At 65.2% G+C, this 18,137-nt stretch carries 15 protein-coding genes; 7 read left to right on the top strand and 8 right to left on the bottom strand.

The genetic code is table 11. The annotated features are described in order from the left end of the window. Positions 1-31: 31 nt before the first annotated feature. From G453_RS0120585 to G453_RS0120575, 3 genes are all read right to left on the bottom strand, one after another. Complete coding sequence (locus G453_RS0120585) at positions 32-679, bottom strand: DUF3540 domain-containing protein (RefSeq protein ID WP_051272696.1); 648 nt, start codon at positions 677-679, stop codon at positions 32-34. 242 nt (positions 680-921) lie between these two features. Next, positions 922-1,245 carry a pyrimidine/purine nucleoside phosphorylase gene (gene ppnP / locus G453_RS0120580; protein ID WP_027192554.1) on the bottom strand — a complete coding sequence of 108 codons (324 nt, stop codon included), beginning with the start codon at positions 1,243-1,245 and terminating at the stop codon, positions 922-924. Positions 1,246-1,305: 60 nt separating this feature from the next. Next, positions 1,306-2,250: a hypothetical protein gene (locus G453_RS0120575; protein WP_027192553.1), complete on the bottom strand. Its 945-nt coding sequence runs from the start codon at positions 2,248-2,250 to the stop codon at positions 1,306-1,308. 182 nt (positions 2,251-2,432) lie between these two features. Here G453_RS0120575 and G453_RS0120570 point away from each other — a divergent pair, with 182 nt between their 5' ends. After that, complete coding sequence (locus G453_RS0120570; protein WP_027192552.1) at positions 2,433-4,037, top strand: sigma-54 dependent transcriptional regulator; 1,605 nt, start codon at positions 2,433-2,435, stop codon at positions 4,035-4,037. A gap of 6 nt (positions 4,038-4,043) precedes the next feature. On the opposite strand, the gene G453_RS0120565 is transcribed toward G453_RS0120570, so the two are convergent. Beyond that, positions 4,044-6,014, bottom strand: a complete 1,971-nt coding sequence (locus G453_RS0120565) for a putative bifunctional diguanylate cyclase/phosphodiesterase (protein WP_027192551.1) — start codon at positions 6,012-6,014, stop codon at positions 4,044-4,046. 13 nt (positions 6,015-6,027) lie between these two features. Further along, positions 6,028-7,296, bottom strand: coding sequence for an HDOD domain-containing protein (locus tag G453_RS25605; RefSeq protein WP_051272695.1), 1,269 nt, complete (start codon positions 7,294-7,296; stop codon positions 6,028-6,030). Between the two features lie 116 nt (positions 7,297-7,412). On the opposite strand from G453_RS25605, the gene G453_RS0120555 reads away from it, so the two are divergent. The 6 genes from G453_RS0120555 to G453_RS0120530 all read left to right on the top strand — a co-directional run bounded on the left by G453_RS0120555 (position 7,413) and on the right by G453_RS0120530 (position 13,726). Continuing rightward, the gene (locus G453_RS0120555; RefSeq protein WP_027192550.1) at positions 7,413-8,609 is read left to right on the top strand and encodes a glycosyltransferase family protein; all 1,197 of its coding nucleotides are present in this window, start codon (positions 7,413-7,415) and stop codon (positions 8,607-8,609) included. 65 nt (positions 8,610-8,674) lie between these two features. Beyond that, a complete protein-coding gene (locus G453_RS0120550) occupies positions 8,675-9,895 on the top strand; it encodes a glycosyltransferase (RefSeq protein ID WP_043646989.1) in 1,221 nt (406 codons plus the stop codon). Further along, positions 9,892-10,998 (top strand): glycosyltransferase family 4 protein, encoded by a 1,107-nt coding sequence (locus G453_RS0120545; protein ID WP_027192548.1) that lies wholly within the window; start codon positions 9,892-9,894, stop codon positions 10,996-10,998. Before G453_RS0120550 ends, G453_RS0120545 begins: the two co-directional genes overlap by 4 nt. After that, entirely contained in the window at positions 10,995-11,585 is a 591-nt protein-coding gene (locus G453_RS0120540) for a histidine phosphatase family protein (RefSeq protein WP_027192547.1), read from the top strand. Before G453_RS0120545 ends, G453_RS0120540 begins: the two co-directional genes overlap by 4 nt. Positions 11,586-11,748: 163 nt before the next feature. After that, complete coding sequence (locus G453_RS0120535; protein ID WP_027192546.1) at positions 11,749-12,912, top strand: glycosyltransferase family protein; 1,164 nt, start codon at positions 11,749-11,751, stop codon at positions 12,910-12,912. A gap of 19 nt (positions 12,913-12,931) precedes the next feature. After that, positions 12,932-13,726 carry a polysaccharide deacetylase family protein gene (locus G453_RS0120530; RefSeq protein ID WP_027192545.1) on the top strand — a complete coding sequence of 265 codons (795 nt, stop codon included), beginning with the start codon at positions 12,932-12,934 and terminating at the stop codon, positions 13,724-13,726. 101 nt (positions 13,727-13,827) lie between these two features. Here G453_RS0120530 and G453_RS25600 read toward each other — a convergent pair whose 3' ends face one another. The 3 genes from G453_RS25600 to G453_RS0120515 all read right to left on the bottom strand — a co-directional run bounded on the left by G453_RS25600 (position 13,828) and on the right by G453_RS0120515 (position 18,125). Then, positions 13,828-15,078, bottom strand: a complete 1,251-nt coding sequence (locus tag G453_RS25600) for a PEP-CTERM sorting domain-containing protein (protein WP_084502632.1) — start codon at positions 15,076-15,078, stop codon at positions 13,828-13,830. Between the two features lie 436 nt (positions 15,079-15,514). After that, positions 15,515-17,425, bottom strand: a complete 1,911-nt coding sequence (gene dnaK / locus G453_RS0120520) for a molecular chaperone DnaK (RefSeq protein ID WP_027192544.1) — start codon at positions 17,423-17,425, stop codon at positions 15,515-15,517. Positions 17,426-17,594: 169 nt separating this feature from the next. Then, positions 17,595-18,125 (bottom strand): nucleotide exchange factor GrpE, encoded by a 531-nt coding sequence (locus G453_RS0120515; RefSeq protein WP_027192543.1) that lies wholly within the window; start codon positions 18,123-18,125, stop codon positions 17,595-17,597. Between the last annotated feature and the right edge of the window lie 12 nt (positions 18,126-18,137).

Below are 18,137 nucleotides of genomic sequence, written 5' to 3'. Positions count from 1 at the left end.
TGTCCCTGTTCGGGGTCCTGCGTCGCGGGCGTTAGCCCATGTGGATCTGGTCGGCGTTTATGACCACGTGCTCCTCGGCGATCATGGAGTGGTTCCTGGCGTGCAGGGCGCAGAGGTCCTCCACCAGCACCCGCTGCGATCCGGCCTGCACCTCGTCGTGCTCCTTCACGAAGCGGGTGGATTCCTGGGCGCGCATGGTGAAGCTCCGAAACATCTGATCCACGCTTTTGGCCACGCTGGAAACGCGCTTGAACTGCGTCTTCAGGGCGCGCCCCACAAGGCTCACGCGCTCGATCACGGCTTCGCCGCGTCCCGCGTGCAGTCGCAACTGCCCGGCGGACGCGGCCATCTCGCCGGGGCAGGCCAGGGCCAGGTCCTTGTCGGCGGCCAGGGTCAGGCTGCCGCCGCGCACGCAGAAGCGGGCGTCGCCGTCCACGGCCAGGGTCAGGGCCGAGGCGCTCTCCAGCACCGAGAGCACGTACGCGCCTCCCGTCATGTCCACGGACAGGAGCACCTTGTCGCCGGGACCCGGCTCAACCAGGCAGCTTACGGCACGAACGGCCCGGATCGTGCCGAAGGAGGTCTCCACGTGGAAGGCGCCCGGCGCGGCTTCAAGTACGCGCCCGTATTCCAGGCTGGGGGAGGGGGCTGCTGTCGGGGAGGGGCTGGTCATGGGCATGCGGCAACTCCTGGAGGTGTCGGCTGCCAGGCGTTTGCCTGGGAGCCGGGGTCTTGGCGGACACAGATCCCACACCGCGCGGCGGGGACAAGCGCCGGGCTTCCCTCGGGGGGAAGCAATTCAGACCCTTATAGCGGAGAAGCCGATCCGTCGCCAGAAAAAATCAAGGATTCGAGCGGAGAAGGACGGAGAAAGGCGGAGGACGGCCTCCGCCATTTATGGGCTCGCAGGCAATGGGCTGGTTAGCCGAAGGTGCAGATGTACTGGGCCACGCCGTCTTCCACCACCATCTCGAAGGAGGTGTTGGCCGGAACGTGGAAGGCCTGGCCGGGACCGTACACGCCCCATTCGTCCTCGCCGTCCACCTTGGCCCGCACGTTCCCGGCGGTGATCTCCATGATCTCGGGGTCGCCGGTGGTGAAGGTGTAGGTGCCGGGCTGGCACACGCCCAGGGAGCGGCGCACGCCGGAAGCGTCCCAGATGGAGTGGCTCACCACGTTGCCCTGGAAAAAGACGTTGGCCACGGCCTTGGCTTTGACGTTTTCGAAGAATTCGGGAGAGCTCATGCGTACCGTCCTTGAGAGGTTTTCGGGTTGGGGGCTCGCGCTTGGGGCGAGCGGGCGGCTTCAGATTGATGAGCCGCAGGCGTAGCCGATGGGGCCGAGGATGTCCTGGAGCATCCTGCCCACCTTGAACTGATGTCCGGCCAGCGGGAAGAACTCCGGGAATTCGTCGCCCACGGATATCTTGCCCGGATAAAAGCCGATCCACAAGGGTTTGGTGTTCATCACCCGCTCGTCGCACAGGTTGGGCACCTTTTCCGGGGTGAATTTCCTGTCGGAGCCGTCCGGCAGGGTCACTTCCAGGGTGTTCAGGGGGGTGGCGAGACCTGCGGTTGAGCCGTCCTCGTGGAAGGAGAGCGAGCCCAGGTCGCCGTGGATGCCAAGGGCGTCGGGGTCGTAGGCCATCATCTCGCCCAGCGCCGTGGGCACGGCGAGCATGCGCTGCGGCTCGAAGGAGCGGAGCGCGCCGCTTTTGTGGAAGGCCATGCCGATGCGCGCGGTCTGGCGTCCGATGGGGGTGTCGATCTCCACGGACTCGTCCGGCCAGAGGGTCACGCTGCGCAACTGCCCGCCTGGGTAGAACTGCACGCCTACCAGGAGCGCCGTGATGGTCCCCGCCGGGGTGGCGATGGTCATGGGGGCGGTCAGGGTGGCCTCTTCTTTCTCGCTCCAGTAGCCGGAGAGCTTGCCGTTGAGCGGAAAGACCCGGCGCAGGCTGCCGCAGGGATAGAAGCTGAGGAGCTCCGCCGCCATGGGGCCGAGCGGGGTGTCCACGGTGGTGCGCGTCTCCAGGGCGATGGATTTCAGCGCGCCGTTGGGGTGGAAAAGCAGGGGTTCCACCTTGGGGCGGCGCATGTCGTCGGTGGTGTGCTGAGTGGTGAGCCTGCCCAGCGGGGTGTCCAAATGGATAGGGCCGACGGGAATGCAGAAGGACGCCTGGCCGTTGGCCTCGTATTCCACATGCTCCACGGGGCCTAACGTGCCGTATTTCGTTTCGATGCTTGTCACGGGTCGCCTCTTGTTTCGTTCTGGGTCCATTCTACGAAAATTGTAAAAATAGGGAAAGAAAGATATCGCCTGGGGAGCCGCCGGGACGAGCTGCGGACGCATTTTGCTAACCAGCGAAAAAGCCATGCAAAAAGGGCCTGCTACCGTTGAAATGCTTTTGACTTGCGGATAAGAGGCATTTCATGCCGCAAAAGTCGATCCTCTTCGTGGCCCAAGCCCACACCATCACCGCCCTGTTTCCCAAGTTCAGGGAAGCGGGCGTGGAAGCCGGCATTGCGGACAGCCTGGCCGGGGCGCTCGCCTACCTCAAGAAGTCCAGGCCGTGCATGATCTTCACCCAAGCCAAGATCGGCGGCACCTATCAGGCCGTGAACCTGCTGGCCGCAGCCCGCGAGTCCGGCGACTTCCCCCCCATCGTGGTGTTCACCGAGCGCGGCTCCGCCCAGGAGGCCCAGGCCTTCCTGGAGCAGGGCGCGCGCGACTACTGGCTGGAGCCGCTGGTGTGGGAGAAGGTCCAGGCCGTGCTGCCTTCGGACGACTCTGGCGATGAGAGCGACACGCAGTCAGGCCCCCAGGCCCAGCCGGACGCGAGCAGCCACGACGCCACTCCCGCAGACGCGATCCTGGCCTCCCAGGCCCTGGCCGCCCAAGTGCAGCAGGGACAGCAGGGTCAGGTCGTTCCCGCGTCCAAACCCGCCGCAACGCCCCAGCGTGCCGGAACTGTCGTGCACGGCGGCGCGTCTCCGGGCGTGACCGGCGAGCGCTTCGCCATCATCGGCGGCCACCCTGCGGTGCTTCGCGTGCTGACACTGGCCCGGCAGGTGGCCAAGTCCAAGGCAACTGTGCTCATCTCCGGCGAGTCCGGCACCGGCAAGGAGATGTTCGCCCGCTTCCTGCACGCCCACTCCGACCGGGCGGCCAAGCCCTTCGTGGCGCTCAACTGCGCCGCCCTGCCCGAACACCTGCTGGAGAGCGAACTCTTCGGCCATGAGCGCGGGGCCTTCACCGGGGCCATAGCCCGAAAGCTCGGCAAGTTCGAGCTGGCCAGCGGCGGCACCATCCTGCTGGACGAAATTTCCGAGATGGACCTGGGGCTCCAGGCCAAGCTCCTGCGCGTGTTGCAGGAGGGCGAGTTCGACCGCGTGGGCGGCACCGAGACCGTGAAGGTGGACGTGCGCGTGCTGGCCACCACCAACCGCCGCCTGGAGCAGTACGTGGAGGAGGCCAAGTTCCGCCAGGACCTCTACTACCGCCTGAACGTGATCCCGCTGAAGCTTCCGGCGCTTCGCGAGCGCGGCAACGACATCTTGTCCCTGGCGTCCTTTTTCGTGGAGAAATTCCGCAAGGCCTACGGGCTTGGCAACCTGGCCTTCTCGGTGGAGGCGCGCGACTGGCTCTTGTCCTACGACTGGCCCGGCAACGTGCGCGAGTTGCAGAACCTGATGGAGCGCGCCGTGCTGCTGGCCGGCCCAGGCCCCATCATGAAGTCGCACTTTCTGCTGGAGGGGGAGGAGTTCCCCATGGCGGAAGAGCCGAGCGTGTCCATGGAGCTGATCACTTCTGTGAGCGAGGCGCCGCTGGAAGCCGAGGCGGGCGACGCACTGGCCGTGATGCCCCAGGGCGTGGTGCCCCTGGAGGTGCTGGAGCGCCAGATGATACTTCTCAGCCTGGACCAGACCTCGGGCAACCGCACCCAGGCCGCGCAACTGCTGGGAATCTCGGTGCGCACCCTGCGCAACAAGTTGAATGAATATCGTCAGTTGGGGATGGACGTTCCCCCTGCCTAGCGTGAATCAGTCCGTGGTCTGAGCGGGGCCGGAAGGCTTTGTCTCGTCGGGCGACCCGGTGGAGCACTGCTGCGTCTGCATGACCAGCTGCACCACCTCTTCGGCGGAAACGGGGCGCGACAGGCTGTCGCGCTGAAGCCCCAGGCAGGTAAGCGTCGAGAGCAGTTCGGCGTTGTCCGAGCGTTCCCCGCCCTCGACGGCGGGCAGGTCCAGGGCCTTGGCCAGGAACTTGAGCGAATCCAGCGCCGGTTGCAGGGCATCCCCGCCCCGGCGCGTCGACTTTGGCGATTGCATGGACAGGCTGTCCAGAATTGAACCCCGCCCGCCCTGGAAGCTGAAGAACCGTTCCCCGAAATCCCCCACGCACAGCCGGACGCCGCAGTCCTTGAGGTCCGCGATCTGCTCTATGAGCGATTCCCCGCCCACGGCCAGGGTGTCCTCGGGAATCTCCAGGTGCAGGGCCGAGCCGGGCAGCTCGGCCGTCTTCAGGGCGGCGCACACGGCGTCCGCCAGGCCTGTCTCCGGCAGTTGGGTGCGTCCCAGCCGCAGCGTCACCAGAAGGCGCGTGAACGCTTCGTTCTCCGTCCGCCAGCCGTGCAGAAGCACCAGGGCCTTCTCGATGGTCCGCCGCCAGAGCTCCCAGGCGACGCCAGCCTTTTCGGCCACATCCATGAGCTCCTCGCCGCGCAACACACGCTTGTCCTTGGTCTGCCAGCAGGGCACGGCCTCGAACCCGCAGAGCCGCAGGTCCGTGGTGGACAGCGTGGGCGAGAACAGCACGTCCGTACGACCGGCATTCACGGCGCGGCGAAGCTCCGTGGCCAGCCCTGCGGTCATCTTGGCCAGCCCGCGCATCTTCATGGTGAAGACCTTGATGCGGTTTCGTCCCGCCTCCTTGGCCATGTGCATGGCCGTGTCGGCGTTCTTTATCAGGCTGTCGGGGTTGAGGAGGCGCACTGGGCCGAACACCAGGCCGAAGCTGCCGGTGATGCGGATGGTGTTGCCGTCGATCTCGAAGGGTTCCGCCAGGGCCTGGCGCACCCGCTTCATGACGCGCACCGCCTCGCCGGGGAAGGTGAGCTCCTCCAGGAAGATCACGAATTCGTCGCCGCCGAAACGGGCCACGGTGTCCAGCTGCCTGACTGAGGCCACGATGCGCTCGCCCACCTGGATGAGCAGCTTGTCGCCCACTGCGTGGCCCATGGTGTCGTTGACCAGCTTGAACTTGTCTAAGTCCATGTAGGCCACGGCGTAGGCGGCGGAGTTGTGGCGCTGGGAGCGGCGGATGGCCTGCTGGATGCGGTCGCGCATGAGGGTGCGGTTGGGCAGCCCCGTGAGCGGGTCGTGCAGGGCCATGTGCTTGAGCTGCTCCTCGACCTTGCGGCGGTGCTCGATCTCGCGCTTGAGCGAACGCTGGGAGTCCTCGAGGTCGCGCACCTTGGCTTTCAGCTCGGAGTTGGCCTGGCGCAAAAGCCCGTAGAGCTCCAGGCCCTCCAGCAGGGAGGCCCCGCCGCGCAGCACGATGGTCAGAAGGCTCAGGGACGCGTCGGAAATCGTTTTGATGTCCTGGCCGAGACGGCCCAGGAACATGCCCCGGATGCGCGAGGCCGTCGTCAGGGAGTGCAGCAGGAGCTGGCCGTCGGACACGCCGGAGGAGGTGAACACCGGGCGTTTGCGTTCCAGGGCCCAGGCGGCGGAGCCGCTCTCGGTCAGGATGCGCATCTCCTCCTGCATGTCGCGGGCCTTGCCGGGCGGATGGCAGCGGGCAAGGTACAGCTCGCCGCCGGGCTCGCGCACCAGGAAGAAGGCCAGCGCCTTGAACTTGAGGAGCTTGCGCAGCCGTCCGGCGGTCTCCTCCAGGATCTGGACCACGGTGCCAAGCGGCTTCACTCCCTGGGGAATGCCCATGGTGGCGGCCAGCTCCAGCGCGTCCAGCGTCTGGCGGTGGGCCTCCTCCAGGATGGCCAGACGTCCCATGGGAGGCGACGGCTTAGACGGCTTTGTCGTTTTCTTTATCATTGCCATTGCCGTTGCCGTTGCCCGCGAGCAGGATGTGTCCGATGTCGTCGATCTGGCGTTCACCCTGCGCCGCTGCCGCGCCCAGGGCGCTTCGGGGAATGTTCAGGCTGTCCCAGGCCGCGCCGGACAGGGGCGGCGCCAGGGCGGAGCCGCTCTGGCCAAGGGCCATGGCGTGGGCCATGATGTCGGCCACGTGCACCAGGGCGGCGTCCTGGTGGATGGCGCGGTCGCCAGGGGCGTGGTGCTCGGCAACGGCCCGCTCCAGGGATGCGGGGAATTTCCATACGGTGAGGAGCTTGCCGGCAAGTTCGGCGTGGTCGAAGCCCCAGAGCTCGCGCTCGGCCTGATGCAGGGGGATCTCCTCGCGCCGGGACAGCGCCACGGCCTGAGCCACGTGGGCGGTGTGGTTTTTGAGCATCACCAGCCGCCCCAGGTCGTGCAGAAGGCCCGCCACGAAGCAGCGCTCCACGTTGGGATGCCCCGCCGTGACGGCCAGCAGCCGCGCCAGCACGCCGCAGGCCAGGCTATGCTTCCAGAAGGAACGCATGTCCAGCACTTCGCGGGGGATGGAGTCGAAAATATTGATGAGCGACACGCCAAGGGCCAGGCTGGTCAGCCGGTTGGCCCCCACCACGGTGACGGCCCTGGAGATGGTGTCCACGGACTCGGGGAAGGCGTAGAGGGCGGAATTCACCAGCTTGAGGAGCTTGGCCGAGAGGGCCGTGTCCTTGCCGATAATTTCGGCCACGTAACTGTAGGAGACGTTGGGATTGGACAGGGCCTCGAGGGCCTGGGTAACGATGCCCGGCAGGGCGGCGAGCTTGATGGTGGAGCTGGCCAGGCGAGACAGGTCGGGGCGCTTGCGCGGTTCGTGCGCGGGCTCTTCCGGGGTGTGGCGGCGCGGCGCGGGCAGGCCGTTCTGGATGAGGTTGATGAAGCTGACCCGCTTGAGCTCCCGTACGGTGGGGTGGGTGGGGTCGCAAAGCTTCATGCGGAGGTTGGCTTCCTCCCATGCCTGGCGGGCAACGGCGGGGTCCAGGGCCTTGATGCGCTCGCGGTCGAGCGACTCCTGGTCGTGCCCGAGCACAAGGGTCTCCGTCACCCCCCAGAACTTCAACGTCTGGATGGAGAGTTCATCAAGGGCAAGGCCCTCCGAGAAGAGAAGCCTGCCCTGTCGGCTGCGTACATCGGCGGACAACACCATGCCGGGCCGCAGGTCTTCGATGTAGACCGTGCCCATACCCCTCCTGGTCTGACGACGCCTCTTTGTCCGTGCTCCCTGACACGTACCCGAGCCTAAGCCCCATGGCAAGCAGGGGATTTCCACCTGTGCGAAAATGAGGTAGGTCTCGGGCCATGGTCACTGCGTCCACCTACAATATTCTCATGTATTCGCATGATACCTACGGCCTGGGCCATATCCGAAGAACCATGGCCATAGCCAGCCACCTTCGGGGCCACGGCGTGAACGTGCTGCTGCTGACGGGCTCGCCCCTGGTGGGGCGTTTCGATTTCCCCGAAGGCGTGGACTTCGTGCGCATCCCCGGCATGATAAAAAAGACCAACGAGGAATACCTCCCCCTGTCCATCAGGCTCTCGGCGCGCCACGCCCTGAACATCCGGCGAAACATCATTGTGGCCACGGCCAAGGCCTTCCAGCCGCACCTGTTCATCGTGGACAAGGCCCCGCTGGGCCTCAAGCGCGAGGTTCTGCCCACGCTCAAGTGGCTCAAGCGCCGCATGCCGCACTGCCGCACCATCCTGGGGCTTCGCGACATCATGGACGACAGCGAGTCCACCCGGCGCGAATGGCGCGAGAAGGGCATCTACGACGTGCTGGACAAATACTATTCGGAAATCTGGGTCTACGGAAACCGCGACTACTACGACTCCATCGCCGAATACGACATTCCCCCCTCCGTGAGCGAAAAGATGGTCTTCACCGGCTACATCCCCCGCGCCCAGCCCCGGCGCGCCAAGATGGCCGAGATGCGCGAGGAGGAGAGCATCACCAAGAAGGAGCGGCTGGTGCTGGTGACCACGGGCGGCGGCGGAGACGGCTACCCCCTGATGGACGCCTACCTGACCATGCTCGAAAATATGGAAGAGCCGCCGTTCCGCTCCATCCTGGTGTCGGGGCCGTTCATGCCCAAGCCCATGCGGGAAGAGGTCCACCGCCGCGCCCACAAGGTGAAGGCGCGCTTCCACCACTTCCACAGGCGCATGGAGGCCCTCATGGGCCTGGCAGACGTGGTGGTGTCCATGGGCGGCTACAACACCACCTGCGAGATTCTTTCACTGTGCAAGCCGTCGCTGGTGGTCCCGCGCGAGGAGCCGCGCCTGGAGCAGCGCATCCGGGCCGAAGTGTTCAAAAGCCACGGGCTGATCGAGTTTTTGCCCTGGTCGGAGCTCTCCCCGGAGACCCTGGGCGAGAAGGTGACCGCGCTCATCGACAATCCGCGCGGCTGCTGCCACGGCATTTCGGACTTCCGCTTCACCGGCCTGGAGGTCATCTCCGCGCGCCTTGAGGAGTTCAGGGGGCAGGATTCGTGAGCAATACGTCCTTCGCCGCAGTGACCAGGGGCGCATCGGGACCTGTCTCGGGCCCTGTTATCGGAATGATCCTCAAAGGCTACCCCCGCATCTCCGAGACCTTCATCTCCAACGAGATAGCCCTCCTGGAGCAGAACGGCCTCACGGTGCACATCCTCTCCATGCGCCACCCCCGCGAAAACTTCAGCCACGAGTCGGTCAAGCGCATAAAAGCCCGCGTGGACTACATGCCCGAAACCATCGCGGGCAACGTGTGGCGCTTTGTCTCTGCCAACCTTGCCTGCCTTGCCGCGCAGCCCGGACGCTACTTGAAGGGCCTGGGCCTGATGCTCAAGAGACTGGCCCGCACGCGAAAGGCCGCCACGGCCAAGCACCTGCTCCAGGCCGGATATCTGGCGGCCAGGGTGCTGCCCGGTTCCGGAGTCACGCACCTGCACGCCCACTTCGCTCACTCGCCGACCTCCGTGGCGGTGTTCACCTCGGCGCTCACCGGGCTGCCCTTCAGCTTCACGGCCCACGCCAAGGACATCTACACCCAGGAGAAGGCGAGCCTCGCCGGGAAGATCCGCAAGGCCCGCTTCGTGGCCACCTGCACCGGCTACAACAAGACCTACCTGGACGCCCTGAATGACAGCGGGACTCCTATCCACCGGGTGTACCACGGCATCGACCTGACCCTGTTCGAGCCGGGGGAGCTTCGGCTGAAGGCGCAGCCCCCATACGAGATCCTCACCGTGGCCCGCCTGACCCCCAAGAAGGGCCTGCCCACGGTGTTTCGCGCCCTGGCCGCCCTGGCCGCTCAGGGCGTGGAGTTCAGGCACATACTCATCGGTTCGGGCGAGGAGCGCGCAAGCCTTGAGGCCCTGGCCCGCGACCTGGGCATCGCCGAGCGCATCGAGTGGCTGGGAACCCGGCCCCACGAGGCGGTGCTTGCGCGGCTGCACAGGGCGGACCTCTTTCTGCTCGGTTGCGAGGTGAGTCCCAACGGCGACCGCGACGGCATCCCCAACGTGCTGGTGGAGGCCATGGCCATGGGCGTCCCCGTGGCGTCCACGGCGGTGTCGGCCATCCCGGAGCTCATCGTGAGCGGGGAGCACGGCCTGCTGGTGGAGCCCGGCGACCACGCCGCCCTGGCTGACGCGGCCCGTCGGCTGCTCACGGACGGGGAGCTGCGTTCGCGCGTGCTGCCCGCAGCCCGCCAGCGCGTGCTGGAGGGCTTCGACAACCGCATACTGGTGCGGGAGCTGGCCGGAATTTTCCGAAAGCATCTGCCGGGAGCGTCATGAAAATAGCGTTTTACGCCCCGTTCAAGCCCCTGGATCACCCGCGTCCCAGCGGCGACCTGACCACCGCGCTCGGGCTGACGCGCTTTCTGCGCGGTCAGGGGCATGAGATAACCATCCCCAGCCGGTTTCGCGCCCGCAATCTGGCCTCTCGCCCGTACATGTGGCCGGTGGCTGCGTTCGAGGCCTTCCGGGCCGCCCACGGCTGGCGGGTTCGCCCGGATGTGTGGCTCACCCATCACGCCTACTACAAGTCCCCGGACGTCATCGGCCCCTACGCCGCCAGGACCCTGGGCGTGCCCTACGCCATCTTCCAGGGCATCTATTCCACCAAGAGGCGCAAGAGTCTGGCCACCCGCCTGGGGTTCGAGCTGAACCGGCGAAGCCTGCTGGCCGCCGACATGGTCTTCTCCAACCGGCTGGAAGACATGGAGAACCTGCGCCGTCTGCTGCCTGATGACCGCCTGTGCTACGTGCCTCCGGGCATTGATCCCGACGCGTTCGCTTTTAACGCGCAGGCCAGGGCGCGCCTGCGGGCCGAGTGGGGCGTGGGGGATCGCCCCGTGGTGCTGTCCGTGGCCATGTTCCGCGACGACGTGAAGACCCAGGGGCTGCGCTTCCTGCTGGCCAGCCTGTCCGGGTTGCGGCGCGATTTCGAGCTGGTGCTGGCTGGCGACGGCGAAACCCGCCAGGAACTGGAAAAACTCGCGCGGGAGGACCTGCCCGGGCGCTGCCGCTTCCTGGGGCAGGTGCCGCGCGAGAAGCTCTTCGAGGTGTACTCCGCAGCCGACCTGTTCGCCTTCCCCGGCATCCGCGAGAGCCTGGGCATGGTCTACCTGGAGGCCCAGGCAGCCGGGTTGCCCGTCGTCGCCTTCGACAACGGCGGCATCCCCGAAGTGATGCGCCAGGGCGAAACCGGCATCCTGACCCCGTTCCTGGACGTGAGCGCCTACCGCGCCGCCGTGGTCTCCCTTCTGGACGATCCGGAGCGGCGCAGGGCCATGGGCCGCGCGGCCATGCAGAACGTGCGCGCCCGCCACGACGCAGCGGTCAACTTCATGCAGGTGGACCTGCATCTGAGGCGTCTGGCCGGGGCTCACGCGTGACGCTCCTGGCGCTCATCCGGCACGCCCGCACCGAGTGGAACGCCGCCGGGCGCATCCAGGGGCATGAGGATTCGCCGCTGACGCCAGACGGGTTGGAAGCGGCGCGCTCCTGGGCCGGGACGCTTGCTCCGTTCAATTTTTCCGCACTGTATTCAAGCCCGCTGGGACGGGCCATGCACACAGCGCGCATTGTGGGCGATCCGCTGGGGCTAGGTCCCGTGCCCCTGCCGGATCTTCGCGAGCAGGCCTTCGGAGAGTGGACCGGGCGCACCGTGGCCGATCTCCGCGAACAGGGACTCCTGGCACCGCAGGAGGCCCTGGGCTGGGCCTTCACCCCTCCCGGCGGCGAGGACCGCAGGGCCGTGCTGGAGCGCGCCTGGAACTGCCTGATGGACATAGCCGCGCGCCACGTCGGGGAGTCCGTGCTGGTCGTGACCCACGAGGGCGTTCTGCGCGCGGTGCTCTACGCCCTCAAAGGGCGCGACTACCTGCCCTGCGAGCCCAAAATCCTGGCGCCGCGCGCCCTGCATGTCCTGCGCGCACGAGACGGCTGCCTGCGGATCGAAGCCTGGAACCAGACCCTGTGACCGCGCGTTCGTCCTGCGCTCCTGCTGTGCGCTCTCCTGGCCCAATCCGGCGCTCCGGGCGACCGAGTAATCAAAACCATTTTGCTCTGGTTTTGCGGGACGTTTTCATGCTATTGCACACTTCGGCATGCGACACGACTTACGCCCACCGGAGTATCCCCCGATGACCATCGTCTTCTACTGCCAGCACGTGCTGGGCCTGGGCCATTACATGCGCTCCCTGGCCATCGTGCGCGCCCTGGCCCCAAACCGGGTGGTGTTCGTCACGGGCGGGCCGGACGTGCCCGCCGACCTTCCCGCGCACGTCGTGCACGAGCGTCTGCCCGTGCTGGCCATGGACGAGGAGTTCTCCTCCATCCTGGCTGAGGACGATCTGGAGGCCGTGAAGCGTGACAGGGCCGCGCGCCTGGCCGAAATCCTCGAGCGCGAGCGCCCGGACGTGTTCGTGGTGGAGCTCTATCCCTTCGGGAGGCGCGCCTTCGAGTTCGAGCTCCTCCCCGTGCTCACGGCCATCCGGGGCGGAGCGTATGGCCGTCCCGTGGTGCTCTCCAGCCTGCGCGACATCCTGGTGGAGAAGGCCGACCCGGAGAAGTTCCAGAGCCGTGTCATTGGCCGCCTGAACACGCTGTTCGACGGCCTGCTGGTGCACTCCGACCCGGCGCTCTTCCCGCTGGACGAGACCTTCCCCAGAATCGGCGAGCTGACAGTATCCGTGGCCTACACCGGGTTCGTGACCGAGCAGCCCTCACCCGGCGCACGTGAGCGCCTGCGCCGCGATCTGGGGCTCGGCCCAGGCGACAAACTGGTGGTGGCCAGCGCTGGCGGAGGCAAGGTCGGCAGCGAGCTTCTGTTCGCCGCACAGCAGGCCTATCCGTTCCAGTGGACCGGAAAGCCGCCCCGTCTGGAGATTTTCTCGGGCCCCTTCCTTGACGAGCATGCCTTTTCACGGTTACGGGCCGGTTCCTGCGCGCACGAGAACGTCTTCGTGTCGCGCTTCGCCGGGAATTTCCTGGATATGCTGGCTGCAGCGGATGCGTCGCTGTCTTTGGCCGGATACAACACAACGATGAACGTCCTCGCTTCGGGCGTCAAAGCCCTGGTCTGGCCATTTGCCCAGAACAGGGAACAGTCCATGCGCGCTGTTCGCCTGAGCGAGCGCGGCGCGCTGGGCGTGCTGTCGTCGGAAGATCTCGAACCGGTCCGGCTGTCCGGGCTGGTGGGAGGGCTTCTGCACAACGGGCGGCCCGCCTCCGGGGGAGGCGTGAATCTGGACGGCGCGCGGGAATCGGCCCGTCTCATCGTTTCGAACATGTGGCGCAACAGCTAACTTTTCACTCCGAGCAATCATGATCGTCTCCAACAACGTCTCCCCTCTCTGGCAGAACCTGCCCTCCGATCACCGCGAACGTCTGGCCCTGGCCGTGGACAAGGGCTTGGCCCTGGCCCCGGACGGGCGCGCCACCGTGTTTTTCCGGGCCGACGACGTGGCCGTGCCCAGCAACGCCTTCACCGCCATGGCCGACGCCTTCAGGGACGCAGACGCCCCCCTGGGCATGGCCGTGGTTCCCGCGTGGCTGACGCTCAGCCGTTGGGCCGCGCTTCGCAAGACCGCAGGCGCGCCGGATCTTTTCTGCTGGTGCCAGCACGGCTGGCGGCACATGAATTTCGAGGCTCCCGGCGCAAAGAAACGCGAGTTCGGCCAAGCCCGCCCGGCGCGCGACAAACGCCAGGACCTGACCAAAGGCTTCAAGCGCATGGGCGACATCCTGGGCGCGGACTTCACCCCCGTGTTCACCCCGCCCTGGAACCGCTGCGACGGCGACTCCCTGGCCGCGATGCCTTCCATCGGCTTCAAGGGGATTTCGCGCACCGTGGGAGCAGGCCCGGACGCGCCCGAAGGGCTGCCGGATTTCCCGGTGCGCATGGACCTGCACACCCGCAAGGAGCCGGACCCGTCCACCTCGCTGGACAACATGCTGAAGGAACTGAGCGACGGACTGGCCAGCGGCATGTGCGGCATCATGCTGCACCATCAGCGCATGGAGAGCGTATCGCTTAGTTTCCTGAAGGTGCTCCTGGACGAACTGGGACGCCGCAATGGCGTTCAGTACGCGCATTTCGGCACGCTGCTGGAGAGATAAACGGGGGCTGCCGCGAGCAGTTCAAGCTACAATAATGCAAAGCCCGGTCAGGTCCTTCTGGCCGGGCTTTCATATCTCTCGCCTTTTTCAGGGCGCTTGCATCATTTCTTCTCGTCGCGCTTGCGGCGGTGAATCACGAACAGACCGGCCAGGCCCACGCCCATTAGTGCCACCGTTGCAGGTTCCGGAACGGAAGGCTGGGGAGGTGCGATCTGGGTGGCAAGAAGCATGTTGATGTTCCAGCCGTCGGCAAGTGCGCCTGTCCAATAGGAGTAGCCGTTCCAGCTGCCGTCGGCATTTTGGTTCTTCACCAGCCAGTCGGCGTAATCCTGGTACCAATTCCAGGTGGTGCCGGGGTCGAGGACGCCGGGTGCGTGCAGGTTGGTGATAGCTGTATTGTCTTCAAGGCCGTATATGACCTGAAGTCCCTTGTATATCGACCACATGGCGTAAGGCTGGCCGAAGTTGCCGTCCCACGGCGCGCCAGCCAGTGTCCCGCCGGAAATCCAGTTGCGGTTGATGAAGTCTGTTGCGGCTTGGACCACGGGGTCGTTCTTGGTCTTGCCTTCCAGGTAGAATTCAAGCAGCAGCCCGCCGGTTTTGGAAACGTCATTGTAGCTGAATTGAGGTGCTTGATAACCCGACGAGCCATGGCTCGGGTTTGTGGCAGGTGTTCCGCTGAGATCCTGGATGTAGCTGGTCCAGTAACTTAATTCAGTGGGGACGCTCGCGGGGACGGGGATGCCCATCTTGGTCTGCGCAAAGATGAGACCGACCACAGGCCACTGCGATGTGGAGTTGTCACTGTCGCCAGCCCGGAAGCCATAGTGCCAGCCCCCTCGCCAGATGTTGCTCACGCCGTTGTTTGTTGGGCTGTTCTGTCCCTCTGCAAAATACTTGACTACGTTCTCGGCCACCTGCTTATAAGTCAGGCCAGCTAGCGGCCCGCTGCCCACTATAGCGTTCGGCGTCTGCGTGGATGCTATCGTGGAAAGTGCCAGGCCGGTCTGGTAGGTATCTTCCGGCCCCCACCAGACTCGCTTGTTTACAGAATCGAACTGTGCAGTATTGAAAATATACTGCAACCCACTTTTTACATTGTTCTTATATAAGCCGCTGGACTCGCTGTTCCCCTGTTCAATCATCGCGAGTACGGCTGATGCTGTCGCTGAAACCTCATAACCTCCATAATTCCAGTATCCTCCAGCCTGCTGTTGGCTGGCTAGGTACGACAAACCAGTCGAAATAGCGTTGTTGATCTGCGCGTGGGTAGCTGCAATGCTGAACACAGGAGTAGCCATAAAACAAATGGAACACAGAAGGCAGGCGAGCAGTTGTCTTCGTAGGGACATGATTTACCTCCATATTTTGCAGGATCACGTCAAACGTCGATACTTCGGCCTGATAGACAGCCTAGACTTTCCCATGTTACGGGGAATATAAAGGGATATTAAGTGGCGGCGATGCATCAACTGCACCAATAGTTGGTTGTTTACATGGTCGCACGTGGCGTTTAGCAGTAGCGACAAAGTCGTCGTATTTTTTTTGAAATGGACCGCTTGCGGTAGGTTGTTCTTATTGTCTGAGGGAAAAATAATTTGGCTGGCGTGGTTCGTGGGGGCCTTGCTGAAGAAAACCGATGAATCGGCGCGAATCGAATTTGTAAAGGTTACACCGTCCCGTAAAGATTTTCGACAAATCAACCCGTCCTTCCGGCAGGCACGCGCGCAAAAAAGCCCGGCCAGATTTCCCTGGCCGGGCTTTGTCGTATTCAATGAGCCGTGAGGCTTATTTCTTCACTTCGGTGTAGTCGGCGTCCACCACGTCTTCGTCCTTGGCAGCGCCGCCGGGAGCGCCGTGTCCGGCCTCAGGTCCGCCTTCGGGGCCGCCGGGCTGCGCGCCCTGCTGCTGGTAGAGCTTCTCGGCCAGCTTGTGCGCCACCTGGGAGAGCTCCTCGGTGGCCTTCTTGATGGCCTCGGCGTCTTCACCTTTCATGAGCTCCTTCAGGGCCTCGGTCTTGGCCTCGATCTCGCCCTTGGTCACGGCGTCCACCTTGTCGCCCAGGTCGCGCAGGCTCTTCTCGGTGGTGTACACCAGGGTGTCCGCGTGGTTTCTGGCCTCGATGGTCTCCTGCTTCTTCTTGTCGTCGGCGGCGTGGGACTCGGCGTCCTTGATCAGGCGCTGGATCTCGGCTTCGGACAGGCCCGAGGAAGCGGTGATCTGGATGGACTGCTGCTTGCCGGTGGCGGTGTCCTTGGCGGACACGTTCACGATGCCGTTGGCGTCGATGTCGAAGCTGACCTCGATCTGCGGCACGCCGCGCGGGGCGGCGGGCAGGCCGGTGAGCTCGAAGCGGCCCAGGGTCATGTTGTCAGAGGCCATGGGGCGCTCGCCCTGCATGACGTGGATGCTGACCGAGGGCTGGTTGTCGCCCGCCGTGGTGAACACCTGCGACTTGCGGGTGGGGATGGTGGTGTTGCGGTCGATGAGCTTGGTGAACACGCCGCCCAGGGTCTCGATGCCCAGAGACAGCGGGGTCACGTCCAGCAGCAGCACGTCCTTGACGTCGCCCGCCAGGATGCCGCCCTGGATGGCCGCGCCCATGGCCACCACCTCGTCGGGGTTCACGGAGCGGTTGGGCTCCTTGCCGAAGATCTCCTTCACCTTCTGGGCCACCAGGGGCATGCGGGTCATGCCGCCCACCAGGATGACCTCGTCGATCTCGCCAGCGGAGAGCCCGGCGTCCTGCATGGCCTTCTTGCACGGCCCGGCGGTGCGCTCGACCAGGTCTTCCACCAGCTTCTCGAGCTTGCCGCGCGAGAGCTTGACCATCATGTGCTTGGGCCCGGAGGCGTCGGCAGTGATGAAGGGCAGGTTGATCTCGGTCTCCATGGCGGTGGAGAGCTCTTTCTTGGCCTTCTCGGCGGCTTCCTTCAGGCGCTGCAGGGCCATGCGGTCCTGGGCCAGGTCGATGCCGTTCTCGCGCTTGAACTCGTCCACCAGGTACTGGATGACGCGGTGGTCGAAGTCTTCGCCGCCAAGGAAGGTGTCGCCGTTGGTGGCGCGCACTTCCACGACGTTGTCGCCGACTTCCAGGATGGAGATGTCGAAGGTGCCGCCGCCCAGGTCGAACACGGCGATCTTCTCGTTGGCCTTCTTGTCGAACCCGTAGGCCAGGGAGGCGGCGGTGGGCTCGTTGATGATGCGCTTGACGTCCAGGCCCGCGATGCGGCCCGCGTCCTTGGTGGCCTGACGCTGGGAGTCGTTGAAGTAGGCGGGCACGGTGATGACCGCTTCGGTGACGGTTTCGCCAAGGTAGGCTTCGGCGTCGCTTTTCAACTTGCCGAGGATCATGGCCGAGATTTCGGCGGCGGAGTAGCGCTTGCCGTCGACTTCAACGGCGGCGTCGCCGCCCGCGCCGGCCACGATCTTATAGGAGCAGTGCTTGAGCCATTCGGCCACCTCGGGGGTGTCGAAGGAGCGGCCCATGAGGCGCTTCACCGCGAAAATGGTGCGCTCGGAGTTGGTCACGGCCTGACGCTTGGCGATCTCGCCCACCAGCCGTTCCTTGGTGAAGGCGACGATGGACGGGGTGGTGCGGCCCCCTTCGGGGTTGGTGATGCACTTCGGGTCCTTGCCCTCCATGACGTACACGCACGAGTTGGTAGTGCCGAGGTCGATACCGATTATTTTGCCCATTGAATGCGTTCCTCCTGGGGGGGATGATGTCTTCCGGCGAGGCATGCGCTGCCGGTGAGTGTCTACGTGCGAAGCGCCCGTCGGGACGGGCGCATCAGAACCCGACTATAAAGCGGTTTTCCGGGTTGTAAAGGGGTACTGGCGATTTTTTATCGACAATGACGGGCCTTTAGCCCTGGCAGACCAGCACCTTGGCCGGGCGGAGCAGGCGTCCGCGCAGGCGGTATCCGGCCTGCATCACCTGCATTACGTGGTTGGGGGCCACCTCGCAGCCGGGTCCGGCAGGCTGCATGCCCACGGCCTCGTGCACTTCGGGGTTGAACTCCTCGCCCACGGTGCCGCAGGCTTCCAGGCCGTGGCGGGCCAGGGTGTCCAGGAACACCTTGCGGGTCATGTCCACGCCCATCACCACGTCCTTGCAGGCGGGCACGGTGCGGCCATGGGCAAGGGCCAGGTCCAGGTTGTCCAGCACCGGCAGCAGGTCGGCCAGGACGCCCTCGGCGGCGAACTTCACGAACTCCTCTTTCTCGCGGATAAGGCGCTTCTTGAGGTTGTCGGTCTCGGCCAGGGTGCGCAGGCGCTTGTCGGCCTCGGCGGCCACCTCGCGCTTGAGCTGCGCGATCTCTTCTTCGGGAGTAAGGGGCTTGGCCTCTTCGGCGGGCGCTTCGGGGGCCTTGTCGGTATCGTTTTCAAGCGTCATGGTTCGCTCCTT

The organism is Fundidesulfovibrio putealis DSM 16056, from assembly GCF_000429325.1.
Taxonomy (GTDB): Bacteria; Desulfobacterota; Desulfovibrionia; order Desulfovibrionales; family Desulfovibrionaceae; genus Fundidesulfovibrio; species Fundidesulfovibrio putealis.
The sequence above is the reverse complement of the archived record's forward strand: the minus strand, read 5'-3'. Positions and strand labels throughout refer to the sequence as shown.

Coding starts and splice junctions, on each gene's coding strand:
- G453_RS0120585 (WP_051272696.1), bottom strand. CDS start 679: ATGCCCATGACCAGCCCCTCCCCGACAGCAGCCCCCTCCCCCAGCCTG.
- ppnP (WP_027192554.1), bottom strand. CDS start 1,245: ATGAGCTCTCCCGAATTCTTCGAAAACGTCAAAGCCAAGGCCGTGGCC.
- G453_RS0120570 (WP_027192552.1), top strand. CDS start 2,433: ATGCCGCAAAAGTCGATCCTCTTCGTGGCCCAAGCCCACACCATCACC.
- G453_RS0120565 (WP_027192551.1), bottom strand. CDS start 6,014: ATGGGACGTCTGGCCATCCTGGAGGAGGCCCACCGCCAGACGCTGGAC.
- G453_RS25605 (WP_051272695.1), bottom strand. CDS start 7,296: ATGGGCACGGTCTACATCGAAGACCTGCGGCCCGGCATGGTGTTGTCC.
- G453_RS0120555 (WP_027192550.1), top strand. CDS start 7,413: ATGGTCACTGCGTCCACCTACAATATTCTCATGTATTCGCATGATACC.
- G453_RS0120550 (WP_043646989.1), top strand. CDS start 8,675: ATGATCCTCAAAGGCTACCCCCGCATCTCCGAGACCTTCATCTCCAAC.
- G453_RS0120545 (WP_027192548.1), top strand. CDS start 9,892: ATGAAAATAGCGTTTTACGCCCCGTTCAAGCCCCTGGATCACCCGCGT.
- G453_RS0120535 (WP_027192546.1), top strand. CDS start 11,749: ATGACCATCGTCTTCTACTGCCAGCACGTGCTGGGCCTGGGCCATTAC.
- G453_RS0120530 (WP_027192545.1), top strand. CDS start 12,932: ATGATCGTCTCCAACAACGTCTCCCCTCTCTGGCAGAACCTGCCCTCC.
- G453_RS25600 (WP_084502632.1), bottom strand. CDS start 15,078: ATGTCCCTACGAAGACAACTGCTCGCCTGCCTTCTGTGTTCCATTTGT.
- dnaK (WP_027192544.1), bottom strand. CDS start 17,425: ATGGGCAAAATAATCGGTATCGACCTCGGCACTACCAACTCGTGCGTG.
- G453_RS0120515 (WP_027192543.1), bottom strand. CDS start 18,125: ATGACGCTTGAAAACGATACCGACAAGGCCCCCGAAGCGCCCGCCGAA.